This is a genomic window from Actinoallomurus spadix, assembly GCF_024055725.1.
Lineage (GTDB): Bacteria > Actinomycetota > Actinomycetes > Streptosporangiales > Streptosporangiaceae > Actinoallomurus > Actinoallomurus spadix.
Genome location: NZ_JAMXMX010000004.1, coordinates 41,942 through 63,073 on the forward strand (window position 1 = coordinate 41,942; position 21,132 = coordinate 63,073).

Here is a 21,132-nt window from a genome sequence, read left to right on the forward strand (position 1 = left end):
TGTCAGAGTCCCCTGTGCGGGCCGTCGATCGGGGCGATGTCCTTGAGGAACGGATTGGTCGCCCGCTCGTGGCCGATCGTGGTCTGCGTGCCGTGGCCGGGCAGCACGGTGGTCTCGTCCGGGAGCGGCAGGCACACGCGCGCCAGGCTCTCCAGAATGGCCGGGTAGTCGCCGCCCGGCAGGTCGGTGCGGCCGATCGAGCCCGCGAACAGCAGGTCACCGGAAAAGATCACCTGCTGGTCGGCGAGCCGGAACGTCACCGACCCGGGCGTATGGCCGGGGGCGTGCTCGACGATCAGCTCGAGCCCCGCGAGCGTCAGCGTCGCGCCGTCGGCGAGCTCCCGCACGTCGTCGGGCTCGCTGAACGTGAGGCCGCCCAGCAGCTGCTGCCCGACGCTGAGCGGGAAGCCCCTGGCCGGGTCGGACAGCAGGCCCCGATCGTCGGGATGGATGTACGCGGGGACGTCGCGCGCGCCGCAGACCGGGGCCACCGACCACATGTGGTCGATGTGACCATGCGTGAGCACCACGGCGACCGGCTTGAGCCGGTGCTCGCGGAGGAGCTCCTCGACCCCGGACTCGGCGTCCTGGCCAGGGTCGATGATCACGCATTCCTCCCCCGCCGCGGGTGCCACGACGTAGCAGTTCGTGGCGAAGGACCCGGCGGGGAACCCGGCGATGAGCACGATCGTCCTCTCTTAAGGCGCCTGCTTCCGGCAGCTTGAGCGTACCGGCGGCACCCGGCCGACCGCGAACGACATACGCGGGAGCGCCGCGGGGCGTCCGGTCTTGGACCGATTTGGCGGCCTCTGTGGGCCACTCGGGAAAATACCGGCCAGGACCGCTACGATGCGCAACACGTTTCCCTGTTCACGACGCGAATCGATGAGGTGCGACACCGGTGGCGGGTAAAGACCGCAAGAAGCAGCTGGCCCGGCAGCGCTATGAGCGCCAGATGCAGCGCCGTGCGGCCCGGCGGGCGCGAGCACGCAGGATGAAGATCATTGGCACGGTCGTCGCCGTCGCAGTGATCGCCGGCGGAAGCGGTGCCATCGCGTTCGCGATGAACAAGTCGGACAAGAAGTCGCCGACCGCCGCCGCATCCGCGTCCGCGTCGAAATCGGCGAGTGCGCAGCCGACCGTGTCGGCGAAGCCGGGCGAATGCGCCTACCAGCCGTTGACCGGCTCCCCGAACGCCAAGGACGTCGGCACGCCGCCGGTCAAGCCGGTCAAGGGCACGTACAAGATGACGATCGACACCGACCAGGGCAAGATCGTCGCGAAGCTGGACGGCACGAAGGCCTCCTGCACCGTCAACTCGTTCAAATACCTGGCGTCCAAGAAGTTCTTCGACAGCACCAAGTGCCACCGGCTCGACACCGGGATCAAGGTGCTGCAGTGCGGCGACCCGTCCGCCACCGGCAGCGGGGGCCCGAAGTACGGCTTCGGCAACGAGAACGTCCCCAAGGGCGACTCCTCCGGGCAGGCGACCTACAAGCGCGGCATGATCGCCATGGCGCACAGCAGCCAGCCGAACAGCAACGGCAGCCAGTTCTTCATCATGTACGGCGACGCGAAGCTGCCCGCCGACTACACGGTCTTCGGTGAGATCACCAAGGGGCTGGACGTCGTCGACTCCGTCGCCAAGGCCGGCGCGACCGCTCCCGACCCGCAGTCCGGGATGACCGCCCCAAAGAAGAAAATTGAAATAAAACACCTCACCGTCGCGAAGATGGGGTAATGGGGAAGGTTAGGGTGGCCTGCGGGAGTACGGCTCCCGAGGTCGTCACGGTGGGTCCGGCGCCCGACGAACGGCCCGGGCCTTGAAACAGGAGGCAACGGTGTGCAGCGCCACCGATCCTTGGGGAATCCGGTGCCGGAGAGGCGGAGACGGCTCCGTCCGGGTCGTCCGGCCGCGCATGGCGGGCACGCTTCACGACCGGGAGGGCCACGGTGACCGCTGATCCCTGGGGACGTGTCGATGAGAACGGCACCGTCTACGTCAAGACCGCCGAGGGCGAGCGGACCGTCGGCTCCTGGCAGGCCGGCGCTCCCGAGGAGGCCCTCGCGTACTACCGGCGCAAGTACGACGCGCTGGTCACCGAGATCGACCTGCTCGAGCAGCGGATCAAGACGACGGACCTGGCACCCGCGCAGGCCGAGCACAGCATCGCCCGGCTCCGAGAGTCGGTGACCGAGGCCCACGCCGTCGGTGACCTCGACAGCCTGGCACGGCGGCTGGAAACCCTCACCGGGCTGCTCGGCCGCCGCCGCGAGGAGCTCAAGGTCGCCCGGGACCAGGCCCGCGGTCACGCCCGCGAGGTCAAGGAGCGCATCGTCGCCGAGGCCGAGCGGATCGCGGCCGAGGAGACGCACTGGAAGAACGGCGGCGAGCGCCTCCGCCAGCTCGTCGAGGAGTGGAAGGCCGCCGAGCGCGTCGACCGGCCCACCGAGACGGCTCTGTGGAAGCGCCTGTCGACCGCGCGCAACGCCTTCACCAAGCGCCGCAAGGCGTACTTCTCCAACCTGGAGGAGGAGCGGGAGCTCGCCCGCCAGGAGAAGGAGCGCCTGGTCGCCGAGGCCGAGGCGCTCAGCGGCTCGACCGACTGGGGCCCGACGGCCGCCGCCTACCGCGACCTCATGCGTCGCTGGAAGATGGCCGGCCGCGCGGCCCGCGAGGTCGAGGACGACCTGTGGGCGCGGTTCAAGGGCGCCCAGGACGTCTTCTTCGCCGCCCGCTCCGCGGTCTTCGCCGAGCGCGACGCGGAGTTCCGGCAGAATGCCGAGGCCAAGGAGAAGGTCCTCGAGGACGCCGAGCGGATCCTCCCCGTACGGGACGTGCGCACCGCGCGCCAGATGCTCCGCACGATCCAGGAGCGCTGGGAGTCCATCGGGATGGTTCCGCGTGACTCCCGTGACCAGCTCGAGGGCCGGCTGCGCCGGGTCGAGGAGGCCGTACGCGCCGCCGAGGAGTCGGAGTGGCGGCGCACCAACCCGGAGGCCCGGGCCCGCGCCGAGGCCACCGTCACGCAGCTGCGGTCCTCCATCCAGCAGCTCGAGGCACGCTTGGACAAGGCGCGCCGCGGCGGCCGCGACAAGGACGTCAAGGACGCCGAGGAGGCCCTGACCGCGCGCCGCGCCTGGCTGGAGGAGGCCGAGCGCACCCTCGCCGAGTTCTCCTGAGCCGACGAACAACCTGAAAGGCCCGATCTCACGGTGAGATCGGGCCTTTCGACTGTTCTGCGCTAATTCGTGACGCGGTAGACGTCATAGACGCCGTCGACGTTGCGGACGGCCTTCAGAACGTGACCCAGGTGCTTCGGATCGCCCATCTCGAAGCTGAACCTGCTGATCGCCACCCGGTCGCGGTTGGTCGCGACGGAGGCCGACAGGATGTTCACGTGCTGGTCCGACAGCACCCGCGTGATGTCGGACAGCAGCCGGGTGCGGTCCAGCGCCTCGACCTGGATCGCCACGAGGAAGATCGAGTCCTCCCCCGGCGACCACTTGACGTCGACCATGCGGTCGGGCTGCGTACGGAGGTTCTCGACGTTGACGCAGTCCTCCCGGTGCACCGAGACCCCGTTGCCGCGGGTGACGAACCCGACGATCTCGTCGCCGGGCACCGGCGTGCAGCACCGGGACAGGCGCACCCACACGTCCGGGTCGCCGGCGACGACCACGCCCGGGTCGCCCGCGGGCCTGGACCGCCGCTTCTTTGTCGGGATGACGGTCTCGTCCAGGTCCTCGGCCGCGCTCTCGACCCCGCCCATGGAGTCGACGAGCTTGCTCACGACGCTCTGCGCGGACACGTGACTCTCGCCGATCGCGGCGTACAGCGCCGAGACGTCGGAGTAGCGCAGGTCGTGTGCCAGCGCCACCAGCGCCTCGCCGGACAGCAGCCGCTGCAGCGGGAGGTTCTGCTTGCGCATCGCCCGGGCGAGGGCGTCCTTGCCCTGCTCGATGGCGGTCTCGCGGCGTTCCTTGGAGAACCAGTGCTTGATCTTGTTACGGGCGCGGGCGCTCTTGACGAAGTGGAGCCAGTCGCGGCTGGGCCCGGCGTCGGGCGACTTCGAGGTGAAGATCTCCACCGTGTCGCCGTTGTCGAGGGTCGACTCCAGCGGCACGAGCCGGCCGTTGACGCGGGCGCCGATCGTGCGGTGCCCGACCTCGGTGTGGATGGCGTACGCGAAGTCGACCGGGGTCGCGCCCTGCGGAAGGGCCAGGACCTGCCCCTTCGGGGTGAAGACGAAGACCTCCGAGACCGACAGGTCGAAGCGCAGCGACTCCAGGAACTCCGCCGGGTCGGTGGTCTCCTTCTGCCAGTCGAGGAGCTGCCGGAGCCAGGCCATGTCCCCCGTCTTGGCGGGCGACCCGCCCCCGACCGTCTCCTCCTTGTACTTCCAGTGGGCCGCGATGCCGTACTCCGCGCGGTTGTGCATCGCGCGGGTGCGGATCTGCAGCTCGACGGGCTTGCCCTCCGGGCCGATCACCGTCGTGTGCAGCGACTGGTACATGTTGAACTTCGGCATCGCGATGTAGTCCTTGAACCGGCCGGGGACCGGGTTCCATCGCGCGTGGATCGTGCCGAGGGCGGCGTAGCAGTCACGGACGGTGTCGACGAGCACGCGGATGCCGACGAGGTCGTAGATCTCCTCGAAGCCGACCTCACGGGCGATCATCTTCTGGTAGATCGAGTAGTAGTGCTTCGGGCGGCCCTTGACCGTCGCCTTGATCTTGGCCTCGCGCAGGTCGGCCGAGACGTGCGTGATCACGTCCTGCAGGTAGACGTCGCGCCGTGGGGCGCGCTCGGACACCAGCCGGGCGATCTCGTCGAACCGCTTGGGATACAGCGTCTGGAAGGCCAGGTCCTCCAGCTCCCACTTCAGCGTGTTCATGCCCAGGCGATGCGCGAGCGGCGCGAAGATCTCCAAGGTCTCGCGTGCCTTGCGCTCCTGCTTCGGCCGGGGCAGATAGCGCAGGGTGCGCATGTTGTGCAGCCGGTCCGACAGCTTGATGACCAGCACCCGGATGTCGCGGGACATCGCGACGACCATCTTGCGCACGGTCTCGGCCTCGGCGGCCTCGCCGTATTTGACCTTGTCGAGCTTGGTCACGCCGTCGACCAGGGCGGCGATCACGTCGCCGAAGTCGGTCCGGAGCTGGTCGAGGGTGTAGGGGGTGTCCTCGACGGTGTCGTGCAGCAGCGCGGCGCACAGCACCTCGGTGTTCATCCCCAGCTCGGCCAGGATCGTCGCGACGGCGAGGGGATGCGTGATGTAGGGATCACCGCTCTTGCGCTTCTGGTGGCGGTGATGGTGGGCGGCGACGTCGTAGGCGCGCTCGACGGTACGCACATCCGCCTTGGGATGGGTGTTCCGGAGCGTCTTGATCAAAGGTTCGAGTACGGGATTCATCATTGGACCACGCTGGGCGCCGAGCCGGGCGAGCCGTCTGCGCACCCGGGCGGCGGACGGCGCGGTCGCGCTCGAAGGGGTCGCGTCACCGTCATCCGGCTTCGGCTCAGGGGGATCGGCAGGCGCCGCCGAGGATGAAGGCTCCGCCTTCGCCTGGGCTTGCGAGGTCAGCGCGGCGTCGGTCACCGCGTCGGACGAGACCACCTCACCGGGCACCCAGCCTCCCCATTCATGCGTCGGAACCACAGTTTATCCGTAGTCGTTTTCCAGTCGGTGCCCATCACCCATTCCGGTCACCGGGCGATGGGAGGACCGGGCGATCTCGCGCGATGCCGGGAGGCCGGAGGGAGGCCCGGACGATCTCGCGAGATGCTGGGACGGCACCGGCGGAGGTTGGACGCGATGAACAAGACACTCCGAAGAACGACGATCTTCGCGCTGCTCCTGGTCCTGGCGCTGATGGTGAACATCACCTACCTCCAGGGCGCACAGGAGCAGAAGCTGCGCGACGACCCGCTGAACGTCCGGCACTTCCTCGCGCAGTTCAACCGGAACCGAGGGCCGATCATGGCGGGCGGCACGGTGATCGCCAGGTCGCGCGACACCGGGAAGAAGGACTTCCGCTACCAGCGCGAGTACCCCGAATCCGAGGTGTTCGCGCCCGTCACCGGCTACTTCGCGCCTAGCGGCGGCGTGACCGGCGTGGAGGCCGCCGCCGACGGCCTGCTGGCCGGCACGGATCCGAGGCTGACCGTCCAGCACTGGTTCGACGCGATCGTCGGCCGTACGGACCAGGGCGCCACGGTGCACACGACGATCGACCCGGACGCGCAGCGGGCGACGTACGACGCTCTGCGCGCGAGCACGTCACGCCGTGCCGCCGCCATCGCCATCGACGTACGGACCGGTGCGATCAAGGTGATGGCGTCCTTCCCGTCGTTCGACGCCAACAGCATCGCGGTGCACGACATGACCACGTCGGCGAAGGCGTACAAGCGGCTCCTCAAGGCGTCCGGCAGCCCGCTCATCGACAAGGCGATCGATGAAAGTTTCGCACCCGGATCGACCTTCAAGATCATCACTGCCGCCGCCGGGATGGACGAGAAGGGGCTGACCAAGGACAGCCTCGTCGACACCCCCGGCGTACTCACCCTGCCCTCGGGCAATCCCCTGCACAACGACGCCGACTCCGGGCCGTGCAACGGCGGGCGGCTGCCGCTCATCACGGCGTTCGCGCAGTCGTGCAACAGCACCTTCGGCAAGCTCGCCCTGGACATGGGTCAGAAGACCCTGGGCGCCGAGGCGTCCGGCTTCGGGTTCGGCCGGCACATCCCGATCGAGAACGACCTGCGCAGCGCCGCCAGCGTCTACCCGAAGGACATGGGCGGCGACGACGTCGGGCGCAGCGGCATCGGTCAGGGCAGCGTCTCCGCGACGCCCCTGCAGATGGCCCTCGCCGCCGCCGCGGCGGCCAACGGAGGCGTGGTGATGAAGCCGTACCTCATCCAGCGCGTCACCGCCCCGGACCAGTCCGAGATCCAGGTGGCCTCGCCGAAGGAGCTCCTCCGGGCGACCAGCGCGCAGACCGCGAGCCAGCTGCGGGACATGATGCGGGAGGTCGTGGCGAGCGGCACGGGAGCCGGCAAGGTGTCCGGTGACATCGCCGGGAAGACGGGCACCGCCGAGACCGGCCTGTCGTACAACGAGCGGTGGTTCGCCGGGTTCGCCCCGGCCGACAACCCGAAGATCGCCTTCGCGGTGGTCACCGAGGGCAGCGGCTTCGGCGCGGACGCCGCCGGCCCGATCGTCAACCGCATGGTCCAGGCGCTGGGCGTCCGGTAGGAGACCGTTCGTCCCGTAGGGCACCGGCCCAGGCACCACGCACCGACGAGCCCGTACGCGCCCCTGAGGGCGTGCGTACGGGCTCGTCGTGCGGGTGAGGGGTCAGCCCTGGATGAGGGCGTGGACGTCCAGGTCGGGCAACCGGTCGCGGCCCTTGAGGAAGCCGAGCTCGATGAGGACGGACAGGCCCGCCACCTCGGCGCCCGAGCGGCGGACGAGGTCGGTGGCCGCCGCGGCCGTGCCGCCGGTGGCCAGCACGTCGTCGACGATGAGCACCTGCTCGCCGGGGGCGAGGGCATCCTGGTGCATCTCGATCGTCTCGCTGCCGTACTCGAGGTCGTAGCTCTCGGTGTACGTCGCCGCCGGAAGCTTGCCCTTCTTGCGGACCGGGACGAAGCCGGCACCGAAGTGGTAGGCGACGGGAGCCGCCAGGATGAAGCCGCGGGCCTCGATCCCGACGACCTTGTCGATCGTCCCCCGGCCGTAGTAGGCCACGATGGCGTCGACGACGGCCGCGAACGCGGTGTGGTCGGCCAGCAGCGGGCTGATGTCCTTGAAGATCACCCCGGGTTTGGGATAGTCGGGGACCTCGCGGATCCGCTCATTGATCAGCTTCGTCAGGTCGACCGGTCGCGAGGTCACGTTCCTCCTCAAGGGGACGGCCACCCCGCGGTGGATCAGGTGATCCGCCGCGAGATGGCCTCGTCGCTTGTTCTTCGGCTCCGCGCCGAGCCGTCGGGGTCAGCGCTTCTTCTTGCCGCTGGGCCGTCCCTTGGACCCGCCCCGGCGCGGCTGTTGCCGCGGACCATTCTGCACGACCCGGACACCGGCCCCGACAGAAGATGCCTCCGCCTCGTCCGGGACGTCGTCCTGCGGGAGTTCGGCGACCTCGACCTCGGGCTTGGCCTTGCGCTTGGCGCTGTTGGCCTTGGCAGCGACCCGCTTGGCCAGCGTCCGGTACTTCTCCTGCCGCTCCTGCAGGTCGGCCACGATCGGCGTGGCGATGCAGATCGAGGAGTACGCGCCGGCCAGCATGCCGACGAACAGGACCAGGGCCAGGTCCTTCAGCGTGCCGGCGCCGAGCACGCCGGCGCCGATGAACAGCAGGCCCGCGACCGGCAGCAGCGCGATGATCGAGGTGTTGATCGACCGGACCAGGGTCTGGTTGACCGCGAGGTTCGCCGCCTGGCTGTAGGTCATGGTGTTCGAGGTGGTCAGTGAGCGCGTGTTCTCCCGGACCTTGTCGAACACGACGACCGTGTCGTACAGGGAGTAGCCGAGGATGGTCAGCAGGCCGACCACCGAGGACGGCGTCACCTCGAACTGCACGAGGGAGTAGACGCCGACCGTGATGAGGATGTCGTGCGCCAGCGCGATGATCGCGGCGACCGCCATCCGCCACTCGAACGCGATCGACAGGTAGATGACGATCGCGACGATGAAGATCAGCAGGCCCTCGAGGGCCTTCTGCGAGATGTCCTTACCCCAGCTCGCGCCGACGCTCTGCGGGCTGACGTCGTCGGCCTTGGCCAGGTGCAGCCGCTGCTGCACGGAGTCCTGGACCTTGGTGACGTCCGTGGAGCTCAGGCTCTCGGTCTGGACCCGCCAGCCGGTGCCGGTCTTCTGGACGATGGGGTCCTCCTTGACGACCCCGGAGTCCTTGACCGCCGCGCGGGCGTCGGAGGTCGTGACCCCCGGCTTCGTCGGGAACTGGAAGACCGTGCCGCCCTTGAACTCGACGCCGAAGTTCAGGCCGAGGGTGAGCAGCGAAACGACGCTGACGACCAGGATCAGCCCGGAGACGGCGTACCAGGTCTTCTGCCGCCCGACGAAGTCGAGCGAGATCTCGCCGCGGTGCAGGCGAGCACCGATGTTGCCCAGGCGTGACATCAGGCTCAGGCCTCCTTCGTGCCGACGGGACGGTTGGGTACGCGCTTGGTCATGCCCAGCGTCCTCGGGTCGAGGCCGGAGAAGCGGTGGCCCCGGCCGAAGAACTTCGTGCGGGCCAGCAGCGTGACCAGCGGCTTGGTGAAGAAGAACACCACGACCACGTCGATCAGTGTGGTGAGGCCGAGGGTGAAGGCGAAGCCCTTCACGCCGCCGATGGCGAACCAGTACAGCAGCAGCGCGGCGATGAACGACACCGCGTCCGCCACGATGATGGTGCGCCGGGCGCGGACCCAGCCCCGTTCGACGGCGGTGCGGAGGGTGCGGCCCTCACGAACCTCGTCCCGCAGCCGTTCGAAGAAGACGACGAAGGAGTCGGCGGTGATGCCGACCGCCACGATGGCACCGGCGATGCCGGCCAGGGACATCCGGAAGTTGATGAACTTCCCGAGCAGCACGACCGCCTCGTACGTGAAGATCGTGGCGACCGCCAGGCTGGAGATCGCGACGAGGCCCAGGCCCCGGTAGTAGAAGAGGCAGTAGAGCACGACCAGGCCCAGGCCGATCGCGCCCGCGACCAGGCCGGCGGTGAGCTGGTCCTTGCCGAGGGTGGCCGAGACCGACTCGATCGAGCTCTGCTTGAACTTCAGCGGCAGCGCGCCGTACTTCAGGACGTTGGCCAGGTCGGTGGCGTCCTCCTGGTTGAACTGGCCCTCGATCTGCGCGTTGCCCGACGTGATCGCCTCCTTGACGCCCGGCCAGGAGTAGACCGTGCCGTCGAGGACGATGGCGAAGTGGTTGCGGGTGTTGTTCTCCCCGAGCGCAGCCGCCTGCTGGGTGAAGGTGGCGAACGCCTTGGTCGCGGAGCCGTTCATGTCGAGGCTGACGACCCACTGCATCCGGCCGTTCTGGGGGTCCGGCGGCATGGCCTGCGCCTTGGTGATCTGCTCACCGGAGATCTTCGCCGGGCTCAGGATGAACTTGTAGTCGACCTTGTGGGTCTTGGGGTCGGGCTTGGCGCACACCGCGGCCTGCTTGGCCGGGTCCAGCGTCCTGCCCTGGCCGATGTCGTTACCGACGCAGGTGAGCTTGTCGAACTGCGCCTTGACGGCCGGGTCGACACCGGAGAAGTCCTCGCCGGTCGACTGCTGCTGCTGTTGCTGCTGCTGAAGCTGCTGCTGCAACTGCTGGAGCTGCTGCGGAGTGAGCGACTGGGAGGCACTCGGGCTGGCCGAGGCCTTCGCGGACGCGGACGGCTTCGGCGTCGCGGACGCCTTGGTGAGGGCCTGCGCCAGCGCACGGCCCTTCGGCGTCGCACTGGCCGACGCCGAAGGGCTCGCGCTGCCGGATGCCTTGGCGCTCGCGCTGCCCGACGGCTTGGCGGAGGGGCTCGCCCCGCCCTTGGTCTTGCCGGTGCTCGTCGGGCTGGGGGCCGGGGCCGGCGCCTGCTGCGTGACGCCGACCGGCGCGGCGACGAGGACCTGGCGGAACTCGAGCTTCGCCGTGGTCCCGATGGTCTTGACGACCCGCTCCTGGCCCTGACCCGGCACCTGGACGACGATGACGTTGTTGCCCTGCTTGGTCACCTCGGCCTCGGAGACGCCCAGGCCGTTCACGCGCTCACGCATGATCTTGATCGCCTGGCCCATCTCGGAGTCACCGATCTTGGCGCCGGGCTTCGTGGGCTCCGCGGTGAGCGTCACCGTGGTGCCGCCTGCCAGGTCGAGGGCCAGTTTGGGCTTCTTCTGGCCCTGCCAGAACATCAGGCCCACCAGGGCTACGGCTATCGCGAGCAGCGCGAGGAGTACGCGCCCTGGTTTTGCGGTGTTTCTGCTAGGCGGAGCCACGGTCGTCTTTCGTCCTTCTGTACGGTCAGGTGCGGGTCAGGCCGACGGCTTCTTGCCGGCCTTGTGCTCGCCGTCCTTCAACGTTTCCGCTGCTGTCTTGTCCTCCGCGACCGTCTTCGCGTCGGTCTTCGGCTCGATGTCGTCCCGCGCGACCTCGGGCTCGTCATCGGCCACCGCCTCACCGGCGGTGTGCTCCTGCTCGAGCTCTTCGGTCTCGTCGGCCTCCTCATCCTCTTCCTCATCGGAGGAGTCGTCCAGGACCTGGGAGACGGCCTGCTTGACGAAGCGGGCCTCGACACCCGGCGCGATCTCCAGGACGATCGCGTCGTCCTCCACGGCCGCGACCGTCGCGAGGAGACCGGCGGTCGTCATGACCCGCTGGCCGGGCACGATCTGGTTCTGAAGCTGGGCCTGCTGCTGCTGCCGCCTGCGCTGCGGACGGATCAGCAGGAAATAGAAGACCACGACGATGAGGATCAGGGGAAGCAGCGACATCAGCGGGTTGCCGCCGCTCTTCGCCGCAGCGACGTGAGTGAGCGCTGTAAGTGGTGTGTTGCCCGTCACCGGGGCATCCTTCCGATATGAGTGATGAGCCCGCCGTCGACCCGTTCGCGCCGCGAACGGCGTGCCATCTGCTGACGGCGGCCAAGCTCCGGAGTGTAAAGGAGTATCTGAAACCCCGGCAATGACGGGACGAACCCGCGCACCGAGAAGTTCCGCGTCACTCCTCCGCTACCTCGAAAAGCGTACCCGCCGCCGTGGGCGGCGGAGCGAGACCGAGATGGCGCCAGGCGGCCGGTGTCGCGATCCGCCCCCGCGGGGTGCGGGCGATGAGCCCCTTGCGCACCAGGAAGGGCTCGGCCACGACCTCGACGGTCTCCGGCTCCTCCCCCACGGCGACGGCGAGCGTCGACAGGCCGACGGGGCCGCCGCCGAACTTCGTCAGCAGCGCCTCCAGCACCGACCTGTCGAGCCGGTCCAGGCCGTCGGCGTCGACTTCGTACAGCGTGAGGGCCTGCCGCGCGACCTCCTCGGTGATCACGCCGTCGGCGCGCACCTCGGCGTAGTCGCGGACCCGCCGCAGCAGCCGGTTGGCGATCCGGGGCGTGCCCCGGGCGCGCCGGGCGATCTCGGCGGCGCCCGCCTCGTCCATCTCCACGTCGAGGAGCCGGGCCGACCGGTTGATGATCTTTTCCAGGTCGGCCGGCTCGTAGAAGTCCATGTGCGCGACGAACCCGAACCGGTCGCGCAGCGGCGCGGGCAGCAGCCCGGCGCGCGTCGTGGCCCCCACCAGGGTGAACGGCGGGATGTCGAGCGGGATCGCGGTCGCGCCCGGGCCCTTGCCGACCACGACGTCGACCCGGAAGTCCTCCATCGCGACGTACAGCATCTCCTCGGCCGGCCGGGCCATCCGGTGGATCTCGTCGAGGAACAGCACCTCGCCCTCGGAGAGGGTGGACAGCACCGCGGCGAGGTCGCCCGCGCGCTCGATCGCCGGGCCGGAGGAGATCCGCAGCGGCGCGCCGAGCTCGCTCGCGATGATCATCGCGAGGGTGGTCTTGCCGAGGCCGGGCGGCCCGGACATCAGCAGGTGATCCGGCGCGCGGCCGCGCCGCAGGGCGCTGTGCAGGACGAGCGACAACTGCTCGCGCACCCGCGCCTGGCCGATGAACTCGTCCAGGCGCTTGGGCCGCAGCGCCGCCTCGATGACCTTGTCGTCGCCGTCGGCCATCGGCGAGACGAAACGCTCGTCGCTCATGCGCCCGCTCCCCTGCCGGCGCGCGGGTCCAGGGTCATCGGCTCAGCCTTCGCATGGCCATCTTGAGCAGCGTGGGGAGATCCGGGGTGTCCTGGCCGTCGATCTCGGCGGCCACCGCGTCGACGGCGGCGTCGGCCTCCTTGCCGGACCAGCCGAGGTTCGTGAGCCCGGCGTGCACCTGGTCGCGCCACGGCACGGCGCGGGTCACCGGGACGGGCGCGTCCAGGCCGTCGGTGGGCATGCCGAGGCGGTCCTTCAGCTCCAGAACGATGCGCTGGGCGCCCTTCTTGCCGATCCCCGGGACCTTGGTGAGGGCGTTCACGTCCTCGGTCGCGACGGCGCGGCGCAGGGCGTTCGGCGGGTGGACGGCGAGCATGGCCAGCGCCAGCCGGGGACCGACGCCGCTCGCGGTCTGCAGCAGCTCGAAGGTCGTGCGCTCGTCGTCGTCGGCGAAGCCGTACAGCGTGAGGGAGTCCTCGCGGACGATCAGTGAGGTGGGGACGTGCGCCTGGTCGCCGACGCGCAGTCCGGCCAGCGTGGCCGGGGTGCACTGGACGGACAGGCCGACGCCGCCGACGTCGATCACGGCGCCGTCCGGTCCCGCGCCGGCGACCTTTCCGCTGACGAAAGCGATCACTGCTCTGTCCCTCCGTGCGCCGCGGGCCGACCGGCCGGGCCTCCGTGCTCACCACGAGCGTCCGTGACCGCCGGCGGGCGGTCGTCGTCTGCGCTCACTTCTCGACTCCGTACCTTCTCATCCTCGCCGTCCGGATGCGCGCCTGAGCACCGCCGCGCCAGACGTGACAGATGGCGAGGGCCAGCGCGTCGGCGGCGTCGGCGGGCCGCGGGGGCGTGTCCAGCCGCAGCAGCCGCGTGACCATGCTGGTCACCTGGGCCTTGTCCGCCCGGCCGTTGCCGGTGACGGCGGCCTTGGCCTCGCTCGGCGTGTGCAGGGCCACGGGCAGCCCGCGCCGTGCCCCGCAGACGATCGCGACGGCACCGGCCTGCGCGGTGCCCATGACGGTCGAGACGTTGTGCTGGCTGAAGACCCGCTCGACCGCCACCGCGTCGGGGCGGAACTCGTCCAGGAGTTTCTCCAGGCCGCGTTCGAGGCCGACCAGCCGGGTCCCGATGTCGTCGTCGGGGCTGGTGCGGATCACGTCCACGGTGACGAGCCGCAGTTGTGCCCCCGGCGCGCCGTCGACCACGCCCACCCCGCACCGGGTCAAGCCGGGGTCGACGCCGAGTACGCGCACGACCGCTCCTTCCGTTCCGAACAGGTGTTCGCAGCGAGGCTACTCGCCGCGTACGACGCCCGCGCCGTCCCCGTCCCGGCGTGTCGCGTGCGGGATCGTCAGAAGTAGTCGAGCATGTACGGCGTCCCGCCGAAGGCCACGTCGAGGGTCGCGTCGGCGGAGGCGTCGCCCTCGGCGAGACCGGAGCGGCGCATGCGGCTCATCGGGACGCCCGCGTAGAGCGCGGCCAGGCCCCGGGCGGACAGGCGGACGGCGTCCGCCTCTCCTCCGGCGGGCGTCAGGGCTCCGCGGCCGCCGTCGACGGTCAGCCGCCAGGTGCCGGCGTTGCCCGGCCGGACCTCGTCCGTGATCGTCAAGGGGATCTCCGCCGACAACGCGCCGGGGAACCCGCGGGCGGCGACGGCCGCGGGCGCGTCGAGGACCCGCAGCATCCACGAGACGCGCTTGACCTCCTCGTGGGAACGGTCGCGCAGGAGCCAGAAGAGGGGATCGTCCGGAGCGACGCACGCGTACACGCTCCGGGCGACCGACGAGCCGGACCCGACCAGCGCCCACAGGGCCCGCGCGGTCTCGGCCGATCCGGCCACGCAGCGGTGCACGACCAGGCCCTGGCCGTCCGCGCTCCAGCCGTAGGAGAGGAAGCCGTCCTCGGCGAGATAGGCGAACACGTCCTCGCCGTCCAGCCGGTCGCGGAACCAGTCCTCGCCCCGGTCGATCGGGCCGGCGTCCCGTGCCTCGGCGTGCAGGCGGCGCAGCAGGCCGACGATCTCCGGAGCGTCGTCCGGCCCGGCGCGCCGGACCTTCACCGGGCCGGTGGCGAGCGTGCGGAGCGCCTCGGTCGAGACCGTGACGAAGTGCTGCGCGCCGGCGTGTTCGTACCCGGCGGAGCGGTACACCGGCGCGGTCGCCGGGTACAGCGCCGTGAGCGGCAGGCCGTCCATGAGATCCAGCAGGCCCCGGGCCAGGCGGCGCCCGACGCCGCGGCCGCGGTCCTCGGGGGCCACGACCACGCCGGCGACGCCGCCCATCGGCACCGGCCGGCCGTGCCACCACTGCTCGAACCGGTGAAAGCGGCCGGAGGCGATCAGCCGGCCGCCGTCATAGACGCCGAGCACCCGGCCCTCGCGTACGGCCGTGCGGGTGCGGCGCAGCCACCTCGCCTGGTCGGTCGGCCCGAACGCCCGGAGATTGACGTCGTACGCGGCGGAGAGGTCCTCGGGGGCGAGCACGCGAATGTCCACGGGGGTACGCTACGGCATCGCCCGAGACGGCCGCGGGGCCGCCGGAAGACGCTCCGGCGGCCGCCGGATCAGGCCTCGATCTTCTCCATGATCTCGTCGGAGACGTCGAAGTTCGCGAAGACGTTCTGCACGTCGTCGCTGTCCTCCAGCGCCTCGAGGAGACGGAAGACCTTCTTGGCGTTGTCCTCGTCGACGGGGACGCTGACGCTCGGCAGGAAGTTCGCCTCGGCGGACTCGTAGTCGACGCCGGCGTCCTGCAGGGCCTTGCGGACCGCCAGGAGGTCACCGGACTCGCAGATCACCTCGAACGACTCACCGAGGTCGTTGACCTCCTCGGCGCCCGCGTCGAGCACCGCCAGCATGACGTCGTCCTCGGAGGTGCCCTCCTTGGGCACGATGATGACGCCCTTGCGGTTGAACAGGTACGACACCGAGCCCGGGTCGGCCAGCGAACCGCCGTTGCGGGTGAGGGCCGTGCGCACGTCGGAGGCGGCGCGATTGCGGTTGTCGGTGAGGCACTCGATCAGCACGGCCACGCCGCCGGGGGCGTAACCCTCGTACATGATCGTCTGCCAGTCGGCGCCGCCGGCCTCCTCACCCGCGCCGCGCTTGCGGGCCCGCTCGATGTTGTCGAGCGGCACCGAGTTCTTGCGCGCCTTCTGGATGGCGTCGTAGAGCGTCGGGTTGCCGTCCGGGTCACCTCCACCGGTCCGGGCGGCCACCTCGATGTTCTTGATGAGCTTGGCGAAAAGCTTGCCCCGCTTGGCGTCGAGGGCGGCTTTCTTATGCTTCGTCGTCGCCCACTTGGAGTGGCCGCTCATTGCGTTCCCTTCACCATGTCGAGGAAGAGCCGGTGGATCCGCGCGTCGCCGGTGAGCTCCGGATGGAATGACGTCGCGAGCAAGTGTCCCTGCCGGACCGCAACGATCCTACCGGCGGCGTCCCCGGACTCCGCACGTCCGAGGACCTCGGCGTCGCCGCCGACCGACTCCACCCACGGGGCCCGGATGAACACCGCGTGGTACGGCGCGTCGAGGCCCGTCACGTGGATGTCCTCCTCGAAGGAGTCGACCTGGCGGCCGAACGCGTTCCGGCGCACGAGCATGTCGATGCCGCCGATGGTCTCCTGACCCTCGGCGCCGTCGGAGATCCGGTCGGCCAGCATGATCATGCCGGCGCACGAGCCGTAGGCCGGCATGCCCTGCTCGATCCGTTTGCGCAGCGGCTCCAGCAGCTCGAAGGTGCGCGCGAGCCGCCACATCGTGGTGGACTCCCCGCCGGGGATGACGATGGCGTCGACGCGCTCGAGCTCCTCCGGACGGCGTACGGACTCCGTCGAGGCACCGCAGGACTCCAGCGCACGCCGGTGCTCACGGACGTCGCCCTGCAGCGCGAGCACGCCGATCGTCGGGACAGCAGCCACGAATCAGCCCTTCAGAATGAGATGTACGGACAATGAGCCTAGTGCCTGTCATAACAACGGCAGCAGGGAGTGATCTTCCCCGCTCGCCCGGACCTCGGCGGCTCGCCTTCGCCTTGACGGCTCGTCTGGACCTCGGCGGCTCGCCTATGCCTTGACGGCGACGGCCCGTGCCATGCGGCGCAGTTCCGGGGTGAGGTGCCCGACGTCGACCACGACGTCGCTCACCACGGCGCAGGCCGGTCCGGTGGGAGAGAACGACTCGGCGCACAGGCTCTCGGCCTCGCGCAGCGTCTCCTCCGCGGCCCGCAGGTCGCGGATCTCCGTCTGCGCCCGCGCGACGTCGATCAGATGGCGGCCGTAGGACGTCCGTGACAGCTCGCCGGCGTGCACGTCACCGGCCGACCGCAGCGCCAGGCCGGGCTCGTGGAGCATCGCGTAGGCGTGGGTCGCCTCTCTCGCCACCCGCGCCGGGCCGAACCCCACGTGGTAGTCGAGGCGATCGCGGGCGAACCGGTGGGCGGCCGACCCGGCGAGTCCGAGGTACTCGGTCGCCGGCGCGGTGCGCTCCGCGGCGCTCGCCGCCGCCATGGCGGCCAGCAGCAGGCCGCCCCACACCGTCAGGTCGCGGAGCGCGGCCTCGTCCATCGCCGGCTCGGTGCGCGCGGCGATCGAGACGGCGTGTTCCTCGGACGCCCGGGGGCGGCCCTCGCAGAGCAGGGTCCAGGAGTAGGTGCCGTGGAGCGTCTCCCACTCGAGCTCGTCACCGCCGCCCTCGGCGGCCTGGATCGCGCGTTCGGCGGCGGCCTCGGCAAGGGCGCACCTGCCGTAGCGCACGAGGAGGCGCGCGGCGAGCTGGTGGGCCTCGGCGAGCGGTCCGGCCGCGCTCGGCCCGAGTTCGCTCGACGCGAGACGGGCCTCACCGATCAGGCTGGGCAGGACCCCGGCGAGGCGGGTCATGTTCCCCGCCCGGTAGGCGCGCCAGGCGGCGTCGACGGCGGCGTTCAGCTCGGCGAGGTCGGTCGCCTCGCCGGCGTCGTCGGCGTCCACGCCGGGCATCGAGTCCGCCGCCGCGACGACGTCGCCGACGTCCCGGACGTCGCGGATGCCGCGGACGTCGCTGGGCGCGCCGTGAGCGCGCTCCGTGCCGCCCTCTCCGGGGGACCGCCCGCCGAGCAGCCGCGAGACATCGACGTCCAGCGCGTCGGCGAGCCTGGTGAGTGCGGTGAGGCGCGCGGTACTCCGCCGGCCGTGCTCGAGCTTTTCGATCAGGTCGATGTCCATACCGGAGTGGTCCGCGAGTTCCCCCCGGGTCAGGGAGCGTCCTTCGCGGAGCGACCTGAGCCGGTCACCGATGTTGTCGGGCTCGGACACTGTTCTGCACCCCCTGGTGCCGCCTGCGTTCCAAGCGCTGCGCTCACATGCGCTGCATTCAGGCTACGACCGAATCGTCTCCACCGACCAGCCCGAAATGGCCTTATTAAGAAGGCCGAAACGGAGGTGCCCGCCGGTCAGTGCGAGTCGCGGCCCAGCCGGGCCGGCGAACGGATCTTGAATCGGCGGAGCGACAGCTCCAGGGGCAGGAACCCGTCATCGCGGCGCTCGGTCAGGCCCCCGCCGAACAGGTGCTCCCGGGCCAGCGCCAGACCGAACTCCTCATAGTCGAACGGCAGCGGCACATCGGGCGCGCCCTCGTCGATCGCCTTCCAGAAGGGCGCCTCCGCCGCGAGCCGCTCCCCCAGGTCGACGACGACACCGTCCTCGGCCGTGACGAACACGTCCCGTCGCGGCCGGTCGCCGGCGTACCACCGGAACCAGCACCCCGACACCACGCTGTGCAGGACGAGCACACCGCAGGTGGAGCCGGGCAGCGCCGCCGCGATCTGGTCGGCGAGCGTACGCGCCTGGTCGTCGACGTCGTAGAGCCGCCGGTCACAGACGACGAGCGCGTCGCCGTACGCCCCGATGAACAACTCGTCCTCGTACGGCCACAGCGCGAAGTCCAGCACCGTGTCACCGCTCTCGAGGATCGCCGACTCCGGATAGAGGCGCCGCGCCAGGTCGGCGGCGGCGTCCGGGTCCGGGACCAGGCCCTGCCGGAACGCCTGGACCGGATCGTCAACGCTCGCGCACGCCAGCGCGATGGACCACGCCATGGGTCTCGTCCCTCCTGCGGCCACTGCACCGGTCCCGTGGAGGCGTCACGCCGCCGGGCCCAGGCCAGGTTAGCCCGCCCGCGCCGTGCTGGGGAGGGCCCGAAGGCCCTGGAAATCCCCCGGCCCGGCCGGCGGGCCCTCCGGGCCCCCTCATCGGGGGCCCCTCTCCCGTGTGCCCGGTCATCGGCCCGGACGACGAGGCCGGATCCCTACCAGCCGCGCCCGGCGAGCCGGTCGGAGTCCTGCAGCGTCGAGACGTTGATGCCGACCATCGCCTCACCGAGCCCGCGGGAGACCTTGGCGATGACGTCGGGGTCGTCGTAGAAGGTGGTGGCCTTCACGATCGCCTCGGCGCGCTTGGCCGGGTCACCGGACTTGAAGATGCCCGAGCCGACGAACACGCCCTCCGCGCCGAGCTGCATCATCATCGCGGCGTCCGCCGGGGTCGCGATGCCACCGGCGGTGAACAGCACGACCGGGAGCTTGCCGGCCGTGGCGACCTCCTTGACCAGCTCGTACGGGGCCTGCAGCTCCTTGGCCGCGACGAACAGCTCGTCCTCGGGGAGGGCGCCGAGACGCCGGATGTCCTGACGCAGGCGGCGCATGTGGGTGGTGGCGTTGGAGACGTCACCGGTGCCGGCCTCGCCCTTGGAACGGATCATGGCCGCGCCCTCGGTGATCCGGCGGAGCGCCTCGCCGAGGTTGGTGGCACCGCACACGAACGGCACGGTGAACGCCCACTTGTCGATGTGGTTCTCGTAGTCCGCCGGGGTCAGGACCTCGGATTCGTCGATGTAGTCGACACCGAGCGCCTGCAGGACCTGAGCCTCGACGAAGTGCCCGATGCGCGCCTTGGCCATGACCGGAATCGACACCGCGTTGATGATGCCCTCGATCATGTCCGGGTCGCTCATCCGGGAGACGCCGCCCTCGGCCCGGATGTCGGCGGGCACGCGCTCGAGCGCCATGACGGCGACGGCGCCGGCGTCTTCGGCGATCTTGGCCTGTTCCGGGGTGACGACATCCATGATCACGCCGCCCTTGAGCATCTCCGCCATCCCCCGCTTGACTCGGGCGGTGCCGGTCTCCGGAGTGGCGGTGGGCTGGGCGGGGGTGGCAGTGGACACGGGCTACCTCTTAGGAGAAATCGATCACGCTTGTCGCTCTCCATGGTAGTTCGAGGTCCGAGGGGCCGGAGCCCGGCTCCGGCGGCGCCCGGCCGCGCCGGGTTCACGGGGGTGACGAGACGGCCCGCGGTCACGGGGTCACGGGACGGCCCGCGTTGACGAGGACGACCCAGACCTGGCCGGGAGCGAACGTCATCGGCCGTCCCGACGGGGTGGTGAAGGTCGTGCCCCGGTCCTCGGAGGCACGGGACCAGCGGACGTCGTACGCCTTGCCGTCGCGCAGCACCGTCGCGGTCCCGGTGCCCACCGTCCGCAGCAGCGGCGTGTAGTTGCCGAGGAAGTCGTGAAACTGCGACCGGGTCGTCCGTACCCGCTGGATCACGATCGTCCGCCCGCCGAGCCGCCCGCCCTCGGCGGCCTGGTCCGGGCGGCCGTCCTGGGAGACGAGCCAGCGGTGTTCCCCTGCCGACCAGTGGAAGACCAGCGTCGAGGACGGGTAGCGGGCGGTGTAGGACGTCGTCGCCGTGCCACCGGGCGGCGCGGCGCCGAACCGGAAGCCGATGTCCCGGGCCTTCGTCGCGCCGGGGGCCTTGGCGAGCAGCCGCCGCGGCGACGCGTACAGGTTGTACGGCGCCGGGTGCGGTCCCCCGCGCGCGTAGGCGCCGGACGCCGTGTCCGGGGAGACGTCGACCAGCGCTGTCCGGGCGAGATAGGGCTTCATCTTGCTCTGCACGCCGGAGTAGGCGAAGGCGGGCCGGCCGAACTGCGGCAGGAGGTGCAGGTCCGAGATCCGGGCGCTGCGGACCGGCCCGATCTGCGGCGGGAGGGTCGAGGAGTAGACCGCCATGATCCGGGACAGGCCGCCTTCGACCTGTTCGACGTAGACGATGTCCGCCGAGCGCAGGCCGCGCTGCGGCTTGGCGGACCGGGTGTTGTCGATCTTGACGGCCAGGACCGGGCCGTTCCGCGCGCCCGGGCGGCCGGTGAAGGGGTGGACCGGCCGCGCCGACGGGGACGGTGTGGCCGACGGTGCCGGCGTGCCCGCGGTTCTCGGCGGGGCCGCCGTGTTCGGTCCGCTGGAGCACGCCGAAAGGGTCAGGGCGGCGAGCGCGACGGCGCTCAGCACGGCTGTGCGTGGGCTCTTGTGCGGCTTGTGCGGCTGGAGAACGGACATGACGCG

19 protein-coding genes are annotated in these 21,132 nt (G+C 70.6%); 3 read left to right on the plus strand and 16 right to left on the minus strand.

The features are described from left to right. Positions 1-2: 2 nt before the first annotated feature. Positions 3-686 (minus strand): MBL fold metallo-hydrolase, encoded by a 684-nt coding sequence (locus NE235_RS06295; RefSeq protein WP_252799998.1) that lies wholly within the window; start codon positions 684-686, stop codon positions 3-5. Positions 687-901: 215 nt separating this feature from the next. Here NE235_RS06295 and NE235_RS06300 point away from each other — a divergent pair, with 215 nt between their 5' ends. Continuing rightward, positions 902-1,741, plus strand: a complete 840-nt coding sequence (locus NE235_RS06300) for a peptidylprolyl isomerase (protein WP_252799999.1) — start codon at positions 902-904, stop codon at positions 1,739-1,741. Positions 1,742-1,953: 212 nt separating this feature from the next. Continuing rightward, positions 1,954-3,183 (plus strand): DUF349 domain-containing protein, encoded by a 1,230-nt coding sequence (locus NE235_RS06305; protein WP_252800000.1) that lies wholly within the window; start codon positions 1,954-1,956, stop codon positions 3,181-3,183. 62 nt (positions 3,184-3,245) lie between these two features. On the opposite strand, the gene NE235_RS06310 is transcribed toward NE235_RS06305, so the two are convergent. Then, the gene (locus NE235_RS06310) at positions 3,246-5,633 is read right to left on the minus strand and encodes a RelA/SpoT family protein (RefSeq protein ID WP_406567546.1); all 2,388 of its coding nucleotides are present in this window, start codon (positions 5,631-5,633) and stop codon (positions 3,246-3,248) included. A gap of 186 nt (positions 5,634-5,819) precedes the next feature. Here NE235_RS06310 and NE235_RS06315 point away from each other — a divergent pair, with 186 nt between their 5' ends. Further along, on the plus strand, positions 5,820-7,259 hold the full coding sequence (locus tag NE235_RS06315; protein WP_252800001.1) for a peptidoglycan D,D-transpeptidase FtsI family protein: 1,440 nt from the start codon (positions 5,820-5,822) through the stop codon (positions 7,257-7,259). A gap of 102 nt (positions 7,260-7,361) precedes the next feature. Here the strand turns inward: NE235_RS06315 and NE235_RS06320 are convergent, their stop codons facing one another. The 14 genes from NE235_RS06320 to NE235_RS06385 all read right to left on the minus strand — a co-directional run bounded on the left by NE235_RS06320 (position 7,362) and on the right by NE235_RS06385 (position 21,126). Continuing rightward, positions 7,362-7,901 (minus strand): adenine phosphoribosyltransferase, encoded by a 540-nt coding sequence (locus NE235_RS06320; RefSeq protein WP_252800002.1) that lies wholly within the window; start codon positions 7,899-7,901, stop codon positions 7,362-7,364. Positions 7,902-8,000: 99 nt separating this feature from the next. After that, positions 8,001-9,149: a protein translocase subunit SecF gene (secF, locus tag NE235_RS06325; protein ID WP_252800003.1), complete on the minus strand. Its 1,149-nt coding sequence runs from the start codon at positions 9,147-9,149 to the stop codon at positions 8,001-8,003. A gap of 5 nt (positions 9,150-9,154) precedes the next feature. Then, on the minus strand, positions 9,155-10,909 hold the full coding sequence (gene secD, locus NE235_RS06330) for a protein translocase subunit SecD (protein ID WP_252800004.1): 1,755 nt from the start codon (positions 10,907-10,909) through the stop codon (positions 9,155-9,157). Between the two features lie 120 nt (positions 10,910-11,029). Then, positions 11,030-11,557: a preprotein translocase subunit YajC gene (yajC, locus tag NE235_RS06335; protein WP_252800005.1), complete on the minus strand. Its 528-nt coding sequence runs from the start codon at positions 11,555-11,557 to the stop codon at positions 11,030-11,032. A 157-nt stretch (positions 11,558-11,714) separates the two neighbouring features. Further along, complete coding sequence (ruvB, locus tag NE235_RS06340) at positions 11,715-12,752, minus strand: Holliday junction branch migration DNA helicase RuvB (protein ID WP_252800006.1); 1,038 nt, start codon at positions 12,750-12,752, stop codon at positions 11,715-11,717. 34 nt (positions 12,753-12,786) lie between these two features. Next, the gene (ruvA, locus tag NE235_RS06345) at positions 12,787-13,389 is read right to left on the minus strand and encodes a Holliday junction branch migration protein RuvA (RefSeq protein WP_252800007.1); all 603 of its coding nucleotides are present in this window, start codon (positions 13,387-13,389) and stop codon (positions 12,787-12,789) included. Between the two features lie 94 nt (positions 13,390-13,483). Further along, positions 13,484-14,008: a crossover junction endodeoxyribonuclease RuvC gene (gene ruvC / locus NE235_RS06350; protein WP_252800008.1), complete on the minus strand. Its 525-nt coding sequence runs from the start codon at positions 14,006-14,008 to the stop codon at positions 13,484-13,486. A 98-nt stretch (positions 14,009-14,106) separates the two neighbouring features. Next, positions 14,107-15,249, minus strand: coding sequence for a GNAT family N-acetyltransferase (locus NE235_RS06355; RefSeq protein ID WP_252800009.1), 1,143 nt, complete (start codon positions 15,247-15,249; stop codon positions 14,107-14,109). Positions 15,250-15,317: 68 nt separating this feature from the next. Next, entirely contained in the window at positions 15,318-16,070 is a 753-nt protein-coding gene (locus tag NE235_RS06360) for a YebC/PmpR family DNA-binding transcriptional regulator (RefSeq protein WP_252800010.1), read from the minus strand. Then, on the minus strand, positions 16,067-16,672 hold the full coding sequence (gene pdxT / locus NE235_RS06365; RefSeq protein WP_252800011.1) for a pyridoxal 5'-phosphate synthase glutaminase subunit PdxT: 606 nt from the start codon (positions 16,670-16,672) through the stop codon (positions 16,067-16,069). Before pdxT ends, NE235_RS06360 begins: the two co-directional genes overlap by 4 nt. Positions 16,673-16,816: 144 nt before the next feature. Next, positions 16,817-18,043, minus strand: coding sequence for a helix-turn-helix domain-containing protein (locus NE235_RS06370; RefSeq protein WP_252800012.1), 1,227 nt, complete (start codon positions 18,041-18,043; stop codon positions 16,817-16,819). Between the two features lie 137 nt (positions 18,044-18,180). Next, complete coding sequence (locus tag NE235_RS06375) at positions 18,181-18,825, minus strand: DUF6928 family protein (protein ID WP_252800013.1); 645 nt, start codon at positions 18,823-18,825, stop codon at positions 18,181-18,183. A 209-nt stretch (positions 18,826-19,034) separates the two neighbouring features. Next, positions 19,035-19,952: a pyridoxal 5'-phosphate synthase lyase subunit PdxS gene (pdxS, locus tag NE235_RS06380; RefSeq protein WP_308206030.1), complete on the minus strand. Its 918-nt coding sequence runs from the start codon at positions 19,950-19,952 to the stop codon at positions 19,035-19,037. A gap of 130 nt (positions 19,953-20,082) precedes the next feature. Next, positions 20,083-21,126 (minus strand): DUF3048 domain-containing protein, encoded by a 1,044-nt coding sequence (locus tag NE235_RS06385; protein ID WP_252800014.1) that lies wholly within the window; start codon positions 21,124-21,126, stop codon positions 20,083-20,085. Positions 21,127-21,132: the final 6 nt, after the last annotated feature.